At 65.8% G+C, this 15,463-nt stretch carries 14 protein-coding genes; 8 read left to right on the top strand and 6 right to left on the bottom strand.

The features are described 5' to 3' along the window. Positions 1 to 429: 429 nt before the first annotated feature. The 4 genes from AAGA11_20615 to AAGA11_20600 all read right to left on the bottom strand — a co-directional run bounded on the left by AAGA11_20615 (position 430) and on the right by AAGA11_20600 (position 3,961). Positions 430 to 1,275, bottom strand: coding sequence for a sulfurtransferase (locus AAGA11_20615; GenBank protein MEM9605277.1), 846 nt, complete (start codon positions 1,273 to 1,275; stop codon positions 430 to 432). Continuing rightward, positions 1,275 to 2,963 (bottom strand): AMP-binding protein, encoded by a 1,689-nt coding sequence (locus tag AAGA11_20610; GenBank protein ID MEM9605276.1) that lies wholly within the window; start codon positions 2,961 to 2,963, stop codon positions 1,275 to 1,277. Before AAGA11_20610 ends, AAGA11_20615 begins: the two co-directional genes overlap by 1 nt. Positions 2,964 to 3,021: 58 nt before the next feature. After that, entirely contained in the window at positions 3,022 to 3,519 is a 498-nt protein-coding gene (locus tag AAGA11_20605) for a YchJ family protein (GenBank protein MEM9605275.1), read from the bottom strand. 115 nt (positions 3,520 to 3,634) lie between these two features. Next, positions 3,635 to 3,961, bottom strand: coding sequence for a DUF3301 domain-containing protein (locus AAGA11_20600; protein ID MEM9605274.1), 327 nt, complete (start codon positions 3,959 to 3,961; stop codon positions 3,635 to 3,637). A gap of 135 nt (positions 3,962 to 4,096) precedes the next feature. Between AAGA11_20600 and AAGA11_20595 the strand changes: the two genes are divergently transcribed. The 7 genes from AAGA11_20595 to AAGA11_20565 all read left to right on the top strand — a co-directional run bounded on the left by AAGA11_20595 (position 4,097) and on the right by AAGA11_20565 (position 12,479). Further along, positions 4,097 to 4,396 carry a DUF1244 domain-containing protein gene (locus AAGA11_20595; GenBank protein ID MEM9605273.1) on the top strand — a complete coding sequence of 100 codons (300 nt, stop codon included), beginning with the start codon at positions 4,097 to 4,099 and terminating at the stop codon, positions 4,394 to 4,396. After that, a complete protein-coding gene (locus AAGA11_20590; GenBank protein MEM9605272.1) occupies positions 4,393 to 4,980 on the top strand; it encodes a DUF1461 domain-containing protein in 588 nt (195 codons plus the stop codon). The genes AAGA11_20595 and AAGA11_20590 overlap by 4 nt, the downstream gene beginning before the upstream one ends. Then, the gene (locus tag AAGA11_20585) at positions 4,977 to 5,459 is read left to right on the top strand and encodes a DUF6231 family protein (protein MEM9605271.1); all 483 of its coding nucleotides are present in this window, start codon (positions 4,977 to 4,979) and stop codon (positions 5,457 to 5,459) included. The genes AAGA11_20590 and AAGA11_20585 overlap by 4 nt, the downstream gene beginning before the upstream one ends. A gap of 416 nt (positions 5,460 to 5,875) precedes the next feature. After that, positions 5,876 to 8,719: a 2-oxoglutarate dehydrogenase E1 component gene (locus AAGA11_20580; GenBank protein ID MEM9605270.1), complete on the top strand. Its 2,844-nt coding sequence runs from the start codon at positions 5,876 to 5,878 to the stop codon at positions 8,717 to 8,719. 51 nt (positions 8,720 to 8,770) lie between these two features. Continuing rightward, entirely contained in the window at positions 8,771 to 10,024 is a 1,254-nt protein-coding gene (gene odhB / locus AAGA11_20575; GenBank protein MEM9605269.1) for a 2-oxoglutarate dehydrogenase complex dihydrolipoyllysine-residue succinyltransferase, read from the top strand. Between the two features lie 110 nt (positions 10,025 to 10,134). Then, positions 10,135 to 11,568 (top strand): dihydrolipoyl dehydrogenase, encoded by a 1,434-nt coding sequence (lpdA, locus tag AAGA11_20570; protein ID MEM9605268.1) that lies wholly within the window; start codon positions 10,135 to 10,137, stop codon positions 11,566 to 11,568. Between the two features lie 125 nt (positions 11,569 to 11,693). After that, a complete protein-coding gene (locus tag AAGA11_20565; protein MEM9605267.1) occupies positions 11,694 to 12,479 on the top strand; it encodes a DUF364 domain-containing protein in 786 nt (261 codons plus the stop codon). A 39-nt stretch (positions 12,480 to 12,518) separates the two neighbouring features. Here AAGA11_20565 and mscL read toward each other — a convergent pair whose 3' ends face one another. Then, entirely contained in the window at positions 12,519 to 12,938 is a 420-nt protein-coding gene (gene mscL, locus AAGA11_20560) for a large conductance mechanosensitive channel protein MscL (GenBank protein ID MEM9605266.1), read from the bottom strand. Between the two features lie 165 nt (positions 12,939 to 13,103). On the opposite strand from mscL, the gene AAGA11_20555 reads away from it, so the two are divergent. Continuing rightward, positions 13,104 to 13,928: an AraC family transcriptional regulator gene (locus tag AAGA11_20555; GenBank protein ID MEM9605265.1), complete on the top strand. Its 825-nt coding sequence runs from the start codon at positions 13,104 to 13,106 to the stop codon at positions 13,926 to 13,928. 44 nt (positions 13,929 to 13,972) lie between these two features. Here AAGA11_20555 and AAGA11_20550 read toward each other — a convergent pair. After that, positions 13,973 to 15,463, bottom strand: a 1,491-nt coding sequence (locus tag AAGA11_20550) for a hypothetical protein (protein ID MEM9605264.1), incomplete at its 5' end; no start/stop codon positions are given.

Here is a 15,463-nt window from a genome sequence, read left to right as displayed (position 1 = left end):
CTCCCACAAGCGTCGGCGTGCTATTCCAGAACGTGGGAGCGCCTTCGTCGCGTGTCGCTGGCGCGACGACGCAACTCCCACAGGGGCCGGTGTGCTGTCTCAGATCGTGGGAGCGTCGTCGTCGCGGTAGCGACACGGCGCGAAGAACAGTGTCACCGGACTCAATGCCCGCCGCCTTCGTCCCTAGGCGGGCCCCACGTCTTGCTGCGCAACGACGCGACTCCCACAAGCGTCGGCGTGCTATTCCAGAACGCGGGAGCGCCTTCGTCGCGTGTTGCTGACGCAACGACGCAACTCCCACAAGGGCCGGTGTGCTGTCTCAGAACGTGGGAGCGTCGTCGTCGCGATAGCGACACGGCGCGAAGAACAGTGTCACCGGACTCAATGCCCACCGCCTTCGTCGCGCAGTGACACGGGGCCGACGGGCGCTCAGCCCGCGCCGGTCGCCACCGGCCGGTCGGGGTCGAGCACCCACTGGCTCCACGAGCCCACGTACAGCCGTGGCGGGTCGAGTCCGGCGTGCACGGCCGCCAGGATGTTGTGGCAGGCCGTCACCCCGGAACCGCAGTAGCAAACACACTCGCCCTCGCCGTAGGCCGCAAACTCGGCGCGCAGGCGCTCGGGTGGGTGGAAACGGCCCTCGGTGTCACAGTTGCTTGGGAATGGCCGCGACCGGGCCAACGGGATGTGCCCGGCAACCGGTGCGAAGGGCTCGTGCTCACCGAGATAGCGTTGCCGGTCACGGGCGTCGATCAGGCACGCCGAGCCCTCGGCGCTGATGGCCTCGACCTCAACCACCGAACGGGTTTGAAAGCCGGACGCGCGCTGCGTCAGGTGCCCCGGCAACGCCGGTGCGGTGGGGGTGTCAACGAGCACACCCCCGCTCGACAGCCAGGCGGACACGCCGCCGTCGAGCACCGCAACAGCGCGGTGACCCAGCCAACGCAGCAGCCACCAGAGCCGGGCCGCGAAGGCACCGATACCGTCGTCGTAACACACCACCTGGGTGTCCGCCGACACCCCGTGGGCCTCGGCCCAGTGCAGCACCGCGTCGGCGGCCGGCAGCGGGTGTCGGCCACCGTCGCCGGCCGGGCCCGACAGATCACGGTCGAGGTGGGCGTAGTGTGCCCCGGGCAGGTGACCGTCCCGGTAGGCCGCCTCGCCGCCGTCCGGGTCGGTCAGCACAAAGCGGCAGTCGAACACCACCGGTGGCGTCGAACCGGCCAGCGCGTTGCGCAGCGTCGCCGCGTCAACGAGCGTTTCCCACGCAGCCATCAGCCCGCGTCTCGTGGCTCGCCGTAGGTGTCGCGCAGCTCGCGCCGCAGGATCTTGCCGACGTTGGTCTTGGGCAACTCGTCGACAAACTCGATGTAGTCCGGCGACTTGTAGCCGGTCAGTTGCTCGCGGCAGTGGGCCTTGAGTGCCTCGACGGTCAGGTCGGGGTTGGTCTTGACCGCCACCAGTTTGACCGCTTCGCCCGAGCGCTCGTCAGGCACACCGATCACGCCGACTTCGAGCACGTCGGGATGGCTGACAGCCACCTCCTCGACCTCGTTCGGGTAGACGTTGAAACCCGAGACCAGAATCATGTCCTTGAGCCGGTCGACGATATAGCAGAAGCCCTGCTCGTCCATGTGTGCGATGTCTCCGGTGCGCAACCAGCCATCGTCGTCGAGCACCTTTGCGGTCTCCTCGGGCCGACGCCAGTAACCTGCCATGACCTGCGGCCCGCGGATGCAGAGTTCACCGGTCTCGCCGATGCCGAGCGTCTCGCCGTCTTCATTGCGCACACAGACTTCGGTGGAGGAAATCGGTAAGCCGATCGACCCGTTGAACTCGGTCTGGGTCATCGGGTTGATGGTCGCTGCCGGCGAGGTCTCGGTCAGGCCATAGGCCTCGATCAACGGAATGCCGGTCACTTCCTGCCAGCGCTCGGCCACGGCGCGCTGCACCGCCATGCCGCCGCCCAGGGTCACGCGAAAATCGCTGAAATCGATTTCGTCGAACCCGGGCGTGTTGAGCAGGCCATTGAACAGTGTGTTTACACCGGTCAGCGCGGTAAACCGGTTCGCCTTGAGCTCCTTGACGAAGCCCGGCATGTCACGCGGGTTGCTGATCAACAGCGAGCGCGCACCCAATCGGGTGAAGGTCATGAGGTTCGCTGTGAGCGCAAAGATGTGGTAGAGCGGCAGCGCCGTGACCACGCAGTCGTCCTTGTCCTCCCACCCCGAGCCACGCAGCCAGGCCTCGGATTGCAGAATGTTCGCGACCATGTTGCCGTGCGTGAGCATCGCGCCCTTGGCGACGCCCGTGGTGCCACCGGTGTACTGCAAAAAGGCGAGGTCATCGTGGCCGAGTTCGACCGCCGGCGCACTCGCACCGTCAAACTGCGCCACCGCGTCGCGGAACGACGCCGCCCCCGGCAACGAGAACGCCGGCACCATCTTCTTAACGCGTCGGACGACCGTGTTGATGAGGTGCCGCTTGAGAAACCCGTGCATGTCGCCCAGCGCGGTCAGGATCACGTGCTTGACCGGCGTGTCGGCGATCACCGCCTGCAGGGTGCTGCCGAAATTTTCCATCAGCAGAATCGCGCTGACTTCGGCATCGACCAGTTGGTGCTTCAGTTCGCGCGCGGTGTACAGGGGGTTGGTGTTGACAACCACAAGGCCGGCACGCAACGCACCGATCACGGCGATCGGGTACTGGGTGCAGTTGGGCATCATGATCGCCACGCGATCGCCCTTGGACAGACCCAGACCTTTCGTCAGGTAGGCCGCGAAGGCGTTGGCCATGCGGTCCCAATCGGCGAAGCTCAACTGCAGGCCCATGTGGATCAGCGCAGTGCGCTCACCCGACGATGAAAAACTCGCCGACAGCGCCTCGGGCACGTTGGCAACCGTGCTGATGTCGATGGACTCCGGCACACCGGGCGGGTAGGACTGCAACCAGACTTTTTCCACCGTTTGATTCCTCCTCAGGACGTTCAGGGTTTGCAGCACAGGCTGCCGCGCGTCGGGCTCAGGCGGCCGCGACGCAGCATTTCTTGTATTTCTTCCCACTGCCACAGGGGCAGGGGTCGTTTCGACCCACTTTGGGCGCGCTGCGACGCACGGGCGCAGTCGACGGGGCAACGGCGTCCTTGAAGAACCAGGCGCCCTCGTGCTTTTCGAACTCCGCCAGCTCGTGGTGCGCCTGGCGACGTCCCTGGGCATCTCGGTAGTGGGCCACGAACTCGATCTGACCGGAATCGTCATCGACGCCACCGCGCTCGACCGACCGCACCTCGAGGCCGAGCCACTCCGAGCGCTCCGCCCATCGGCGTGTCGCTGCCTTGTCAACCTCGCCGCGCGCACTCGGGTGCGTCGTGTCAACAATGTAGTCCACCGCTGCGACAGCGTGCGCCACGTAGCGCGCACGCAGCAGGGCTTCAGCGGTCTCTGCCGCCCTCTCCCCGTGAATGTAGGGCTGACAACAGGCTTCGTACGCGGACGCTAGACCGCAGGCACAGTCACTCATTTCTCATTCCTCCGACAGGTGTCGAAACCCGGCAGCCCGACGCGCTACATGGTACGCCAGTCCAGACGCACACGGTGTGACGATCTGCCCACGCAGCGCCGCGTACACGGGCGCTTCAGTGCAGCGTCGCGGCGTCGTCACCGCGCAGGTCGAGGTGCAGGTTCACCAGGGTGTCGCCCAGCAGCACCGCGTGACCCTGGCAACGCCGCTCGCCGGTGTCGGTGAACTCGAATCCGAAATAGCGCCAGAACACCAGGCGGCCCCGGCCGTCGCGCCGCAGTCGGGTGCGGCGCACCGCGACGGTCTGGTCGAGCAACTGCACCCCGGCGCGCGCGCAGGCCGAGCGCGCCCAGCCGAGCGCGCGCTCCCGTGCACGGTTGCTGTCCCACCACCAGTAGCCGAGGGCGGCGATGAGCGCGAAGACGAGCAGTTGCGAAACCAAAACGCCGTTCCCAGACTCCAAGGGCGCGTACATTATAATGATCGGCCCCGATGCGCACTCACCCGCTGCGGCGGGTGCCCATCAGCCGACTGCGCGGTCGCCCCGCGTCGCGCCACCCACACACCGGACGCCAGCATGGACAAGCCCACCCAGACCGAACTCGAAGCCGCCGCCTTTCGCCGGCTGGTCGCGCACCTCCAGGAACGCACCGACGTGCAGAACATCGACCTGATGAACCTGTCGGGGTTCTGTCGCAACTGCCTGTCGAAGTGGTACGCCGCCGCTGCGTCCGAACGCGGCCTCGAGCTGTCCCTCGATGACGCCCGAGAAACGGTGTACGGCATGCCCTACGCCGAGTGGAAAGCGCAGCACCAGCGCGAAGCCACGCCCGAGCAGCAGGCGGCCTACGCGAGGACCCACGGCAACGCGTCGTGACGACCGGCCTGCGGACACTGCTTGGCAGCCTGTGCCTGCTGCTGTGCGCGTTGGCGCTGGCCCTGTTGCCGTTGATCTTCGCCAGCGACTGGTACACCTTCAACTGCCAGTTTCACACCCGCTGCGCGAACCTCGACCCGGTCGGCGTCGACGAGCGGGTGCGCAACATGGGGCAGTTCTTCCTGCACCGCGAACCCCTCGCCGCGGACTGGGACCCGCGCGGCGCCGCCCACCTCGCGGACGTGCGGGTGCTCTACGACCGCCTCGCGCTGGTCGCGCTCGCTGCGGCGGTGACCCTGACCGCCCTGTTGGTCCGGCAACCGCGGGCGCTGCGCACGTACGCCCGCGGGGCCACGCTGCTGCTGCTGGTGTGCGTCGTCGCCGTGATCCCGGCCTTTGGGCTGTTCTGGGAGCACGTGTTCCACCCGGCTCTGTTCGACAACGACCTCTGGCGCACCCGACCGGGCGAGATTCTCTGGTCGCTGTCGCCCCGGGTGTTTTTCAAACACTCGGCCATGGCCCTGCTGGGCGTGTCGAGCGCGCTTTGCGCTGCGCTCTGGCTGCTCGGCCCACGCCCCCGGTGAGCCGCGCCACGCCGGCCGATCTCGCCGGCATGCGCTCGGACACGGCGTCGCCGCGCGTGTTGTTGCTGGGCGAGCACGCGTCGGCGTGTGCGTCACACATCCTGGCGACCTGCCCCGCCGCCGCCCTTGAGACGCTGCCCGAGGACACCCCGCTGGACGCCATCAGGCGGGTCGCCCGCGTCGACCTGGCGCTGCTCTCGGACATACAAGCCTGGCAGACGCCCTTGCTCGCCGAACAGAGCGTCGCGCTGCTGCGGGATCACCTCGCGGCGCGGCTGTGGGTTGGCGTGTCGGCGGCGGGCCCGGTCACGCGCGCCGATTGTCTGGCGCTCGGTCTGCGCGGCATCGCCGCGCCCGTGCCACAATCCGAACCCCGCAATTGGTACAGTTACAGTATCATTGACTACAAGCGGGCCCCCGATTGGCTGAACGCCGACCACTGGGCGAACCCCGAGCGTTGGAATCAGGAGCGCTGGTAGTCGATCGTCGCCGCGGACCGATGGAACTGGTGTCAACCGAGGACTGACCGTGTTTGCAACCCTGGCACATGCCCGGGCCCTCCATCGCAGCCTGCACGCCGCCCTCATGGCGTGTTGGCAGCGTCTCTATAGCCACAAGATACTACTCTCGGCGCGCCGTGGCCGCGCCCCGACCGACCCGGGGCAACGGACGCCGCCAGGCTGCCGACACGGCCAGCTTTTTCCGCTTTCGGGCACGAAGTTTGTAGGATCGATACCACGCAATTGGGCTCGTGCGGTCAACCGCGCGACGTTGCACTCCTGTGCGACGGTCCAGCGCACTGCCGTCCGAGGCGCTCCCTGTACGCAGACCCCCCGTTGGCGCCGCGCCTGGCAGACGCCAACGCCCCCCGATACAGCCTGACGAGGAAACGAGAATGCTCAAGGCCCTGCAGAGTACGTCCCTGTTGGCCGGTGGCAACGCCGCCTGGCTCGAGCAGCAGTACGAGAACTACCTGCGCGATCCGAATTCCGTCGAGGCGGCCTGGCGCGACTATTTCGAAAAACTGCCGCTGGTCAACGGCAGCGCGCGCGACATCCCGCACTCCGACGTGCGCGCCCACTTCAGCAACCTGGCGCGCCACAGCGGTCGTCGCCCGGCGAGTTCGATCTCTGCCGAGGGGCTGAACCACGCCCACAAGCAGATCGGCGTCACCCAGCTGATCAACGCCTACCGCGTGCGCGGCCACCAACTGGCGAAGATCGACCCGCTGGGTCGCAACCGCAAAAAACACGAAAACGTGCGCGAGGTCGAACTGCACGAATACGGTCTGTCGGCGGCCGACAGCGACACCCAGTTCTCCACCCCGGCGCTGCACGGCGTCGAAGGCGCCACCCTCGCGCAGATCGTCGATCGCCTCGAGCAAACCTATTGCAGCAGCGTGGGTTACGAGTTCATGTACGTGGACCACACCACGCAGAAGGAGTGGTTGCTGCAGCGCATCGAATCCGTCAGCGGCAAGCCGACCTTCACCGCCGAGCAGCAAACCTGGCTGCTCGACCGGCTGACCGCCGCCGAGGGCCTCGAGAAGTACCTGCATTCGAAGTACGTCGGGCAGAAGCGGTTCTCGCTCGAAGGCGGCGAGAGCCTGATCGTGATCCTCAGCGAGCTCGTGCGGCGCACGGGCGAGAGCGGTGTCAAGGAGCTCGTGATCGGCATGTCGCACCGCGGCCGACTCAACGTGCTCGTGAACATCATGGGCAAGAACCCCGAGGACCTGTTCTCCGAATTCGAGGGCAAGAAGAACGAGGCGCTGAGTGCCGGCGACGTGAAATACCACATGGGTTTCTCGTCCGACCTGCAAATGGAAAACGGCCACGACATCCACCTGACGCTGGCCTTCAACCCGTCCCACCTGGAGATCGTCTCGCCGGTTGTGGAGGGCAGTGTGCGCTCGCGCCAGGACAGCCACGGCGACGCGCAGGGCGACCAGGTGGTGCCCGTGGTGGTGCACGGCGACGCCGCCTTTGCCGGCCAGGGCGTGGTCATGGAAACCTTCAACATGGCCGAGTCGCGCGGTTACTCGACCAAGGGCACCGTGCACATCGTGGTGAACAACCAGATCGGTTTCACCACCTCCAACCTCGAAGACGCGCGCTCGACCGAGTATTGCACCGACGTCGCGAAAATGATCAACGCGCCGATTTTCCACGTCAACGGCGACGACCCGGAAGCGGTGCTGTTCGTGACGCAGGTGGCGCTCGACTTCCGCATGCAGTTCAAGAAGGACGTGGTCATCGACCTCGTCTGCTACCGCCGCCACGGCCACAACGAGGCCGACGAACCGTCCGCCACGCAGCCCGAGATGTACAAGGTCATCCGCAAGCTGCCGACCACGCGAAAACTCTACGCGCAACAGCTCGAGGCCGCGGGTGTCTTGCCGGTGGGTGACGGCGACGCGCGCGTCTCTGCGATGCGCGACGCGCTCGACGACGGCAAGACCATCGCGCCGCTGATCAAGGACAACACCATGTCCAAGACGGCGGGCGTGGTGGTCGACTGGTCGCCCTACGTCGGCGTGACCGACTGGCGCACGCCCGGCGACACCCGTGTCAACGCCGCCGACCTCAAGCGGCTCGGCGAAGCGATGACCACGGTGCCAGACGGCCACAAGTTGCACCCGCGCGTCGCCAAGATCTACGAAGACCGCCGCAAGATGACCGCCGGCGCCGTGCCGATGGACTGGGGCTACGCCGAGAATCTCGCCTACGCGACGCTCGCCGACGACGACTACCGCGTGCGCATCACCGGGCAGGATTGCGGCCGGGGCACGTTCTTCCACCGCCACGCCGTGCTGCACAGCCAGGTCGACGGCAGCACCTACGTACCGCTGCGCAACCTCGGCCACAACCAACCGCGCTTCCTGGTCATCGACTCGGTGCTTTCGGAAGAAGCGGTCATGGCCTTCGAGTACGGCTACGCCACCCACGACCCCCGCACCCTCGTGATCTGGGAAGCCCAGTTCGGCGACTTCGCCAACGGCGCGCAGATGGTGATCGACCAGTTCATCTCCTCGGGCGAGGCGAAATGGGGTCGGCTCTGCGGCCTGACACTGCTGCTGCCACACGGCTACGAGGGCCAGGGCCCGGAGCACAGCTCGGCGCGGGTCGAGCGCTTTTTGCAGCTCTGTGCCGAGGACAACATGCAGGTCATGATGCCCTCCACGCCGGCCCAGTGTTTCCACATGTTGCGCCAGCAGATGGTTCGCCCGCTGCGCCGGCCGCTGATCGTGTTCACGCCCAAGAGCCTGTTGCGGCACCGCCTCGCGGTGTCGACGCTCGACGAGCTGACCGACGGCCAGTTCCAGCCGGTCATCGGCGACATCGACAACCCCACACCAGAGAACGTCGACCGCGTCCTGCTGTGTGCCGGCAAGGTCTATTACGACATCCTCGAAGCCCGGCGCGAACAGGGCCGCGAGAACGTCGCGATCGTGCGGGTGGAGCAGCTCTACCCCTTCCCGTACTCCGAGGTCGAGGCTGCCATCCGGTCCTACCCGAACGCGAAAGACGTGCTCTGGTGCCAGGAGGAACCGCGCAACCAGGGTGCCTGGCGCGCGATCCGCCACCGCATCGAACGGATCTTGCAGGACGGGCAGTCGCTCGGTTACGCCGGGCGCGCGCCCTCACCGTCGCCGGCGGTGGGCTACGCGAGCGTCCACGCCATCCAACAACGTGAACTCGTCGAGCAGGCGCTCGGCGGCGACGGCAGCGCCAGCTGAATCCGCTGACCGTCCGTTTCAACCGAACTCAGCCAAGCAGGTAAGCAGACAATGAGTACCGAAATCAACGTCCCCACACTTCCCGAGTCCGTCGCGGACGCCACGGTGATCAACTGGCACAAACAGGCCGGTGAGGCGGTCACCCGAGACGAGGTGTTGGTCGACATCGAGACCGACAAGGTCGTACTCGAAGTCCCGTCCCCGGTGGACGGCGTGTTGGCCTCGATCGTCGAAGACGAGGGCGCCGTGGTCACCGCCGGACAGTTGCTTGGCACCGTCGAAGCCGGCGCGGCAGCGGGCGCCGCCGCACCCGCAGCGGCCGACGCGGCACCGGCCGCCGACCCGGCACCGGCTGCGTCCGCAGCACCGAGCGACGACGCCCAGGCGGGCCCCGAGGTCCGCCAGTTGCTGGCCGAACACGGTCTCAGCGCCGGCGACGTCGCCGGCACGGGCAAGAACGGACGCATCCTGCCGGAGGACGTGCGCAACCACGTGGCGGGTGCCGCGAAGAGCACCGCACCGGCGGCGGCGCCGGCCGCCAGCGAGCCCGCCGTCGAGGCGCCACCGATTCCGACGGCCGGCGCGGTGTCCGTGCCCGACGAGGAGCGCGCGCAAAAACGCGTGCCGATGACGCGCCTGCGCGCCCGCATCGCCGAACGCCTGCTCTACGCCAAGCAAAGCACGGCCATGCTGACGACCTTCAACGAGGTCGACATGCAGCCGTTCATGACGCTGCGCAGCGCACACAAGGACCAATTCGAGAAGTCGCACGGTGTGAAGCTCGGCTTCATGTCGATCTTCGTCAAGGCGGCAACCGAAGCGCTCAAGCGCTACCCGGACGTCAACGCCTCGATCGACGGCAACGACATCGTCTACCACAACTTTTGCGACGTGGGCGTCGCTGTGTCCTCGGACCGCGGCCTCGTGGTGCCGGTGCTGCGCAACGCGGAGCAGATGTCGCTGGCCGAGATCGAAGCCACCATCGGCGACTACGCCGGCCGCGCGCGCGAGGGCAAGCTGGGCATCGAGGAGATGACCGGCGGCACCTTCACCATCTCGAACGGTGGCGTGTTCGGCTCGCTGCTGTCGACGCCGATCCTGAACCCACCGCAAAGTGCCATCCTCGGCATGCACGCCACCAAGCCGCGCCCGGTGGCGATCAACGGTGAGGTGGTGATTCGACCGATGATGTACCTCGCGCTCTCCTACGACCACCGCATCATCGACGGCCAGGGGGCTGTCACCTTCCTGAAGAGCATTTGTGAGATGGTCGAGGAGCCCGCGAAGATCCTGCTCGACATCTGAGTGGGCGCCCGGCGCACACCGCCGGGCCGCGCACCCGCGCGCCGCACACCAGACGCCGACGGAACCCCACCAGCCGCACACGAGGTGCGGCGTTTGACACGAGACACGCTATGTCCAACTTTGATGTGATCGTTATCGGCGGCGGACCCGCTGGCTACGTTGCCGCGATCCGCGCAGCCCAACTCGGTCTGAGTACCGCCTGCGTCGACAAATGGCTCGACGACGAGGGCAAACCCATCCTCGGCGGCACCTGCCTCAACGTCGGCTGCATTCCGACCAAGGCCCTGCTCGACAGCTCCGAGCGCTTTGAATCGGTCAAGCTGCACGGCGCCGACCACGGCATAGTCGCCAACGACGTGAGCGTCGACCTCGGCGCCATGATGGCGCGCAAGACAAAAATCGTCGGCGAGCTCACCGGCGGTATTGCAAGCCTGTTCAAGGCCAACGGCGTGACCTGGCTGCAAGGAGCGGGCACTTTGCACCCGGAACGCAAGGTCGTGGTCACAGCCGCCGACGGCACCGAGAGCACGCACGAGGCCGGCAACGTCATCATCGCCACCGGCTCCGTGCCGATCGAGATCCCGCCCGCCCCGCTGACCGACGACGTCATCGTCGACAACGCCGGCGCGCTGGAATGGTCAACCGTGCCGAAGACCCTCGGCGTCATCGGCGCCGGTGTGATCGGGCTCGAGTTCGGCAGCATGTGGCGACGCCTCGGCAGCGACGTTGTCGTCATCGAAGCCCAGGACACCTTCCTGCCGATGGCCGACCAGCAGATGGCCAAGGCCGCCCACCGCGAGTTCAAGAAGCAGGGCCTCGACATCCGGCTCGGCGCGTTGGTCAAGGGCACCGACGTCGGCGACGACGGCGTGACCGTGCACTACACCGACAAAGACGGCGACCAGCAGGTCGAAGTCGAACGCCTGATTGTCGCGGTTGGCCGCCGTCCCTACACGGCCGGTTTGGCCGCCGACGGTCTGGACCTCCTGATGGACGAACGCGGCTTCATCCACGTCGACGACGACTGCCAGACCAACCTGCCCGGCGTCTGGGCCATCGGCGACGTCGTGCGCGGCCCGATGCTCGCGCACAAGGGCTCCGAAGAGGGCATCGTGGTGGCGGAGCGGATCGCCGGCCACGCGGCCCAGCTCAACTACGACGCCATCCCGAGCGTGATCTACACCCACCCGGAGGTGGCGTGGGTCGGCGCGAGCGAAGAGCAGCTCAAGGCCGACGGCACACCCTACAAGGTCGGTGCCTTCCCGTTTGCCGCGAGCGGCCGGGCCAAGGCCATGCACGAGACGACCGGCATGGTGCGGGTGCTCGCGTCGGCGGAAAACGACCGCGTGCTCGGCGTGCACGTGTTCGGCGCACACGCGGCCGACATTCTCGCGCAGGGTGTGATTGCGATCGAAATGCAGTCCACGCTCAAGGACCTTTCGGCGACGGTGTTTGCACACCCGACGCTGTCGGAGTCGTTCCACGAGGCGGTGCTTGCGGCCGATCAGATGGCCGTTCACATCGTCAACCGCAAGCCGCGCTGACCGCGCAACGTCGACTCGGACCCGGGCGCCTCGCCCGGGCCCGGGCCGACCCCCACGCCCATTCGGCGGCCACACCGCCGACGGCAGGCGACACGCCTGCCCGTGATCCGAGAGACCCGCCCACCGTGCTCGACGATCTGGCTGCCCTCGCCCTCGACAGCCACCTCGCACGCGAACGCGTCACCGCCGTGCACCGCCCCGCCATCGACAACGTGTCCACCAACATGGAACACGCGTTTGCCGGTGTGCAGCTCGGGCACCGCACCACCGGGCTCGCCTACGCACGCCTGCCCCACCCCGACAGCACGCCGGTAGCGGCCAACGTGGCGGTTGCCGAGGGGCAACCGGCAGGGCAGGTGATTGAGTCGCTCGTCACCGTCGGCGGCGCGATCGCCCCAGCATCCATGGCGACGCTCAACGCGGTGCTGCTCGCGCGCAACGCCGCGTCACTCGACCGCGCGACGGCACTGGTCGACACGGTGGTGCCGTTCGCCGCCGCCGAGACGGTGGGCATGGTCGGGTACTTCGCGCCGCTCGTGCCGATCCTGCTCGCCGCCGGCCACACCCTCGCCGTGCTCGAGCTCGATGCATCGACCTGGCAGGCGGGCCCACGGCTCAACGTCGGCAACGACCCGACTGTGCTCGCCCACTGCGCCACCGTGTTGTGTACGGCCACCGTGTTGCTCAACGGCAGCTTCGACGCCGTGCGTGCCGCCGCGGCGAACTGCAGCCGCTTCGTCATGGTCGGCCCGACCACCCCCCTCGCCCCGGCCGTGCTCGGTGCGCACGGCGTGACCCACATGGCGGGCCGTGTGGTTGCCGACGACGCCGCCTTCTGGTCTGCCTGCCGGGCGAGCGACGACTGGACACCCAGCACACGAAAATTCGTACTCGAAACAAAAAACGCCTGACCCCGAGGGGCCAGGCGTTTGCGTCGCGTGCCCTGCGGTTTACTTCTGCAGATTGTCGCGGATCTCGCGCAGCAACACCAGCTGCGGGTCTTCCTTCGGCGCCTCCTCTTCCTCGGCGGGCTCCTCACGCTTGAGCGAATTGATTGCCTTGATCGCCATGAAGATGGCAAAGGCCACGATGAGGAAATCGACCAGACTCTGCATGAATGCACCGTAGCCCAGTACGGCCGCACCGGCCTCCTGGGCGGCGGCCAGGGTGGCATGCTCCGAGCCATCAAGTGAGATGAACAGGTTGGTGAAATCCACACCGCCTGCGAGCAAGCCGACCAGCGGCATGATGATGTTGTCGACAAACGCGGTGACAATCTTGCCGAATGCCGCGCCGATCACGATACCCACGGCCAGCTCGACGACGTTGCCGCGCAGCGCGAAGTCTTTGAATTCCTGAACCATCGACATTTTCAGTGTCCCTCCAAGGTTAAAAAATCAAGTGTGGCTCAACACATCGCTTCCATACTACAGGACAGACACACGCACACGGTAGTTATGCTCTCGCAATAAATTCACATCGAGCGGCCTGAAATTTGCGAGGTGTGTCACTCAACCTTACCGAACTGCAATAGCATGGACGTTATTAGCAAGATCTTTGAGGTGTCGAGACTGCACGGAAGCTTGTCTCTCTCCTCGGAACACGCGGTTTCTGTGGAACCGTCTGACATCGGATGTCAAATGATTGGCGTCCTGCACGGCATCGCCCACGTCACCACAGACAACGGCCAGACCGCCACGCTGGGCCGGGGTGACGTCTGCTTCACGCGCAACCGCGCCACCGTGGCCCTGAGCAACGCAACCGACGACGGCCAGCCCGCCCGCGTGCTGCACGGCCCGCTGTCGTGCAACTCGCAGCCCGGCAACCGCTTGATGCAGGCCCTGCCCTCGCTGATGAAACTGCGCAACGAGTCCCCCGTGACGCACGTGCTGCGCAACGCCATGCTGCAGCGGCTGTTGAGCGAGCGCGACGACACCGGTGCCGGCAAGTCCGCCATCGCCGGCCGCATGCTCGACATCCTGCTGCTCGACGCGTTCAACCAGATCATGGCGGAGAAGTCGCTGCAACAGCGTTACCTCGCCGCGCTGGCGGACCGCAAGCTGTCGCCCGCGATCGAGGCCATGCACCGCGCGCCCTCCGAGCCGTGGGGCCTCGACAAGCTCGCCGACATCGCCGGGCTGTCACGCACCGCTTTCGCCATCCAGTTCAAGAGCACCGTCGGCATCCCGCCGTTGCAATACCTGATGGAGTGGCGCATGACGCTCGCGACCGAGCGGCTGCACCGCAAGGAAGAGACCATCGCCGCGATTGCGCACGACCTCGGCTACGCCTCCGAGTCGGCCTTCTACAAGGCCTTCAAGCGCGTCCACGGCGACTCACCGCGCGCCTACATCAAGTGATGAGTTCTACGAGGGGCGCCGCTTTTCGGCGCCCCTCGTAGCCACTATTGCCCGTCGGCAGGACACACCAGTTCGGCTATGTAGTAGTCAGCGGTTGAGCCTGCGTTGCGGTTGTCACTGGCCCACGCCCACTTCCACGTGCGAGTGCCATCCTCCCTCTCCACGTCCATGGCCAAGGTCGCATGCGATTCACCAAGGTACCCGGGCGCCGAGCCACTCGGGCCAGTGAGAGCGGGACCAGAATTGCCCTCGTTGTCGGCTTCGTCCCAACCCAGCCAGGCCATCTGACCGGTGTCAACGTCGATCGCTATCAGAGCGCCGTCTTGCACCTGTTCACGCTCAGCAGGATGACCGCCCCGTTGCGTGGAGATCAGAGCGACTCCGGAGCCATCTATCGGCATCGACACGTGAATAACAGGCAAATAACCCGACCACAGCTCGCGGTTGAAGAGTTCTTTGCTGACACCGGTTTCCAGGTTGTAGACCTTCATCCCATTCACGATGGCATCGTTTCCGACGAGCACGACCACTTCTTCACCCGCGGAATTCAACCCGATGTCCGTATGCGGATCTTCCGCGCCAACCAGGGACCCTTGATCCGACTCAAAATCATCAACGTGGAATGCGTAGTTTTGCTTCGGGCCGTAGCTCGTGCCATAGACATCATTGAAGTCACCCAACACCAACACATAATCTCCACTCGACGAAATCGCGGTGTAGTCAAGCTCCGACTGCTTGTCTTTCCCTGCAAAAAACATGGTTTCACCCACGGTTTGGGTGTCCAGGTTGAGCACAACCACGGCCCCATCGCCTCCAAGCCCCGTGTTCATCTTGACGGCCACACGACTGCCATCGGCGGAAATACTGCCTTCTCCTGCCATCGTGTATCCGCGCACGTATCCACTTGATGTGTTGTACCAACTGCCGAGAATAGTGAAAGACCGGTTGTTGATCATCAGGGGGTTGGTTTCAAAATCAAACAACTGAGTGTGCGTGTTGTCTGACGCATCGTACCGATACACACGGCCGTGATCGCGATCAAAGTAAAACGCATACTTGTCTACCTGCGGGTGCCACTGCCAATCGCCGAGTACGGCACCGCTGTTGCTGACGGCTCGGATGTTGGCGTACGTCTTCGCGTTGTAGAGCGCTCGCGTCGTGATGCCGTGCGAAATGGCATAGGTGCCGTCAGCCGAGAACGCATCGTGCCGAGCGTACTCCGGTCTGTGGTGAAAAGGTTTGGTTGCCCCCATGGACATCGATGCAGCGGCATCCGCGAGCTTGGTCACTTTGACTTTGTAATTTCCACTGCCAGGGTGATCCCACGTCGTGCTAGTACCAACGACGGTAGGCAAGCCCTGAGCTGACGTCGGTTGTGGCCACAGCGTTTTGTGGTAGCCAATGTCCTCGAAACTCGGCACACACTCCCCGCCATTGTCAGGCGGTGAACCACCAGAACCGCGTGTCTCGCCCGGGCCAACAGCGCTTGATCCCGCACTGATCGCACTTGACCCAACTGGCAACAACGCAATCTT

This window comes from Pseudomonadota bacterium (genome assembly GCA_039196715.1).
In the GTDB taxonomy this organism is placed as follows: Bacteria; Pseudomonadota; Gammaproteobacteria; order CALCKW01; family CALCKW01; genus CALCKW01.
The sequence above is the reverse complement of the archived record's forward strand: the minus strand, read 5'-3'. Positions and strand labels throughout refer to the sequence as shown.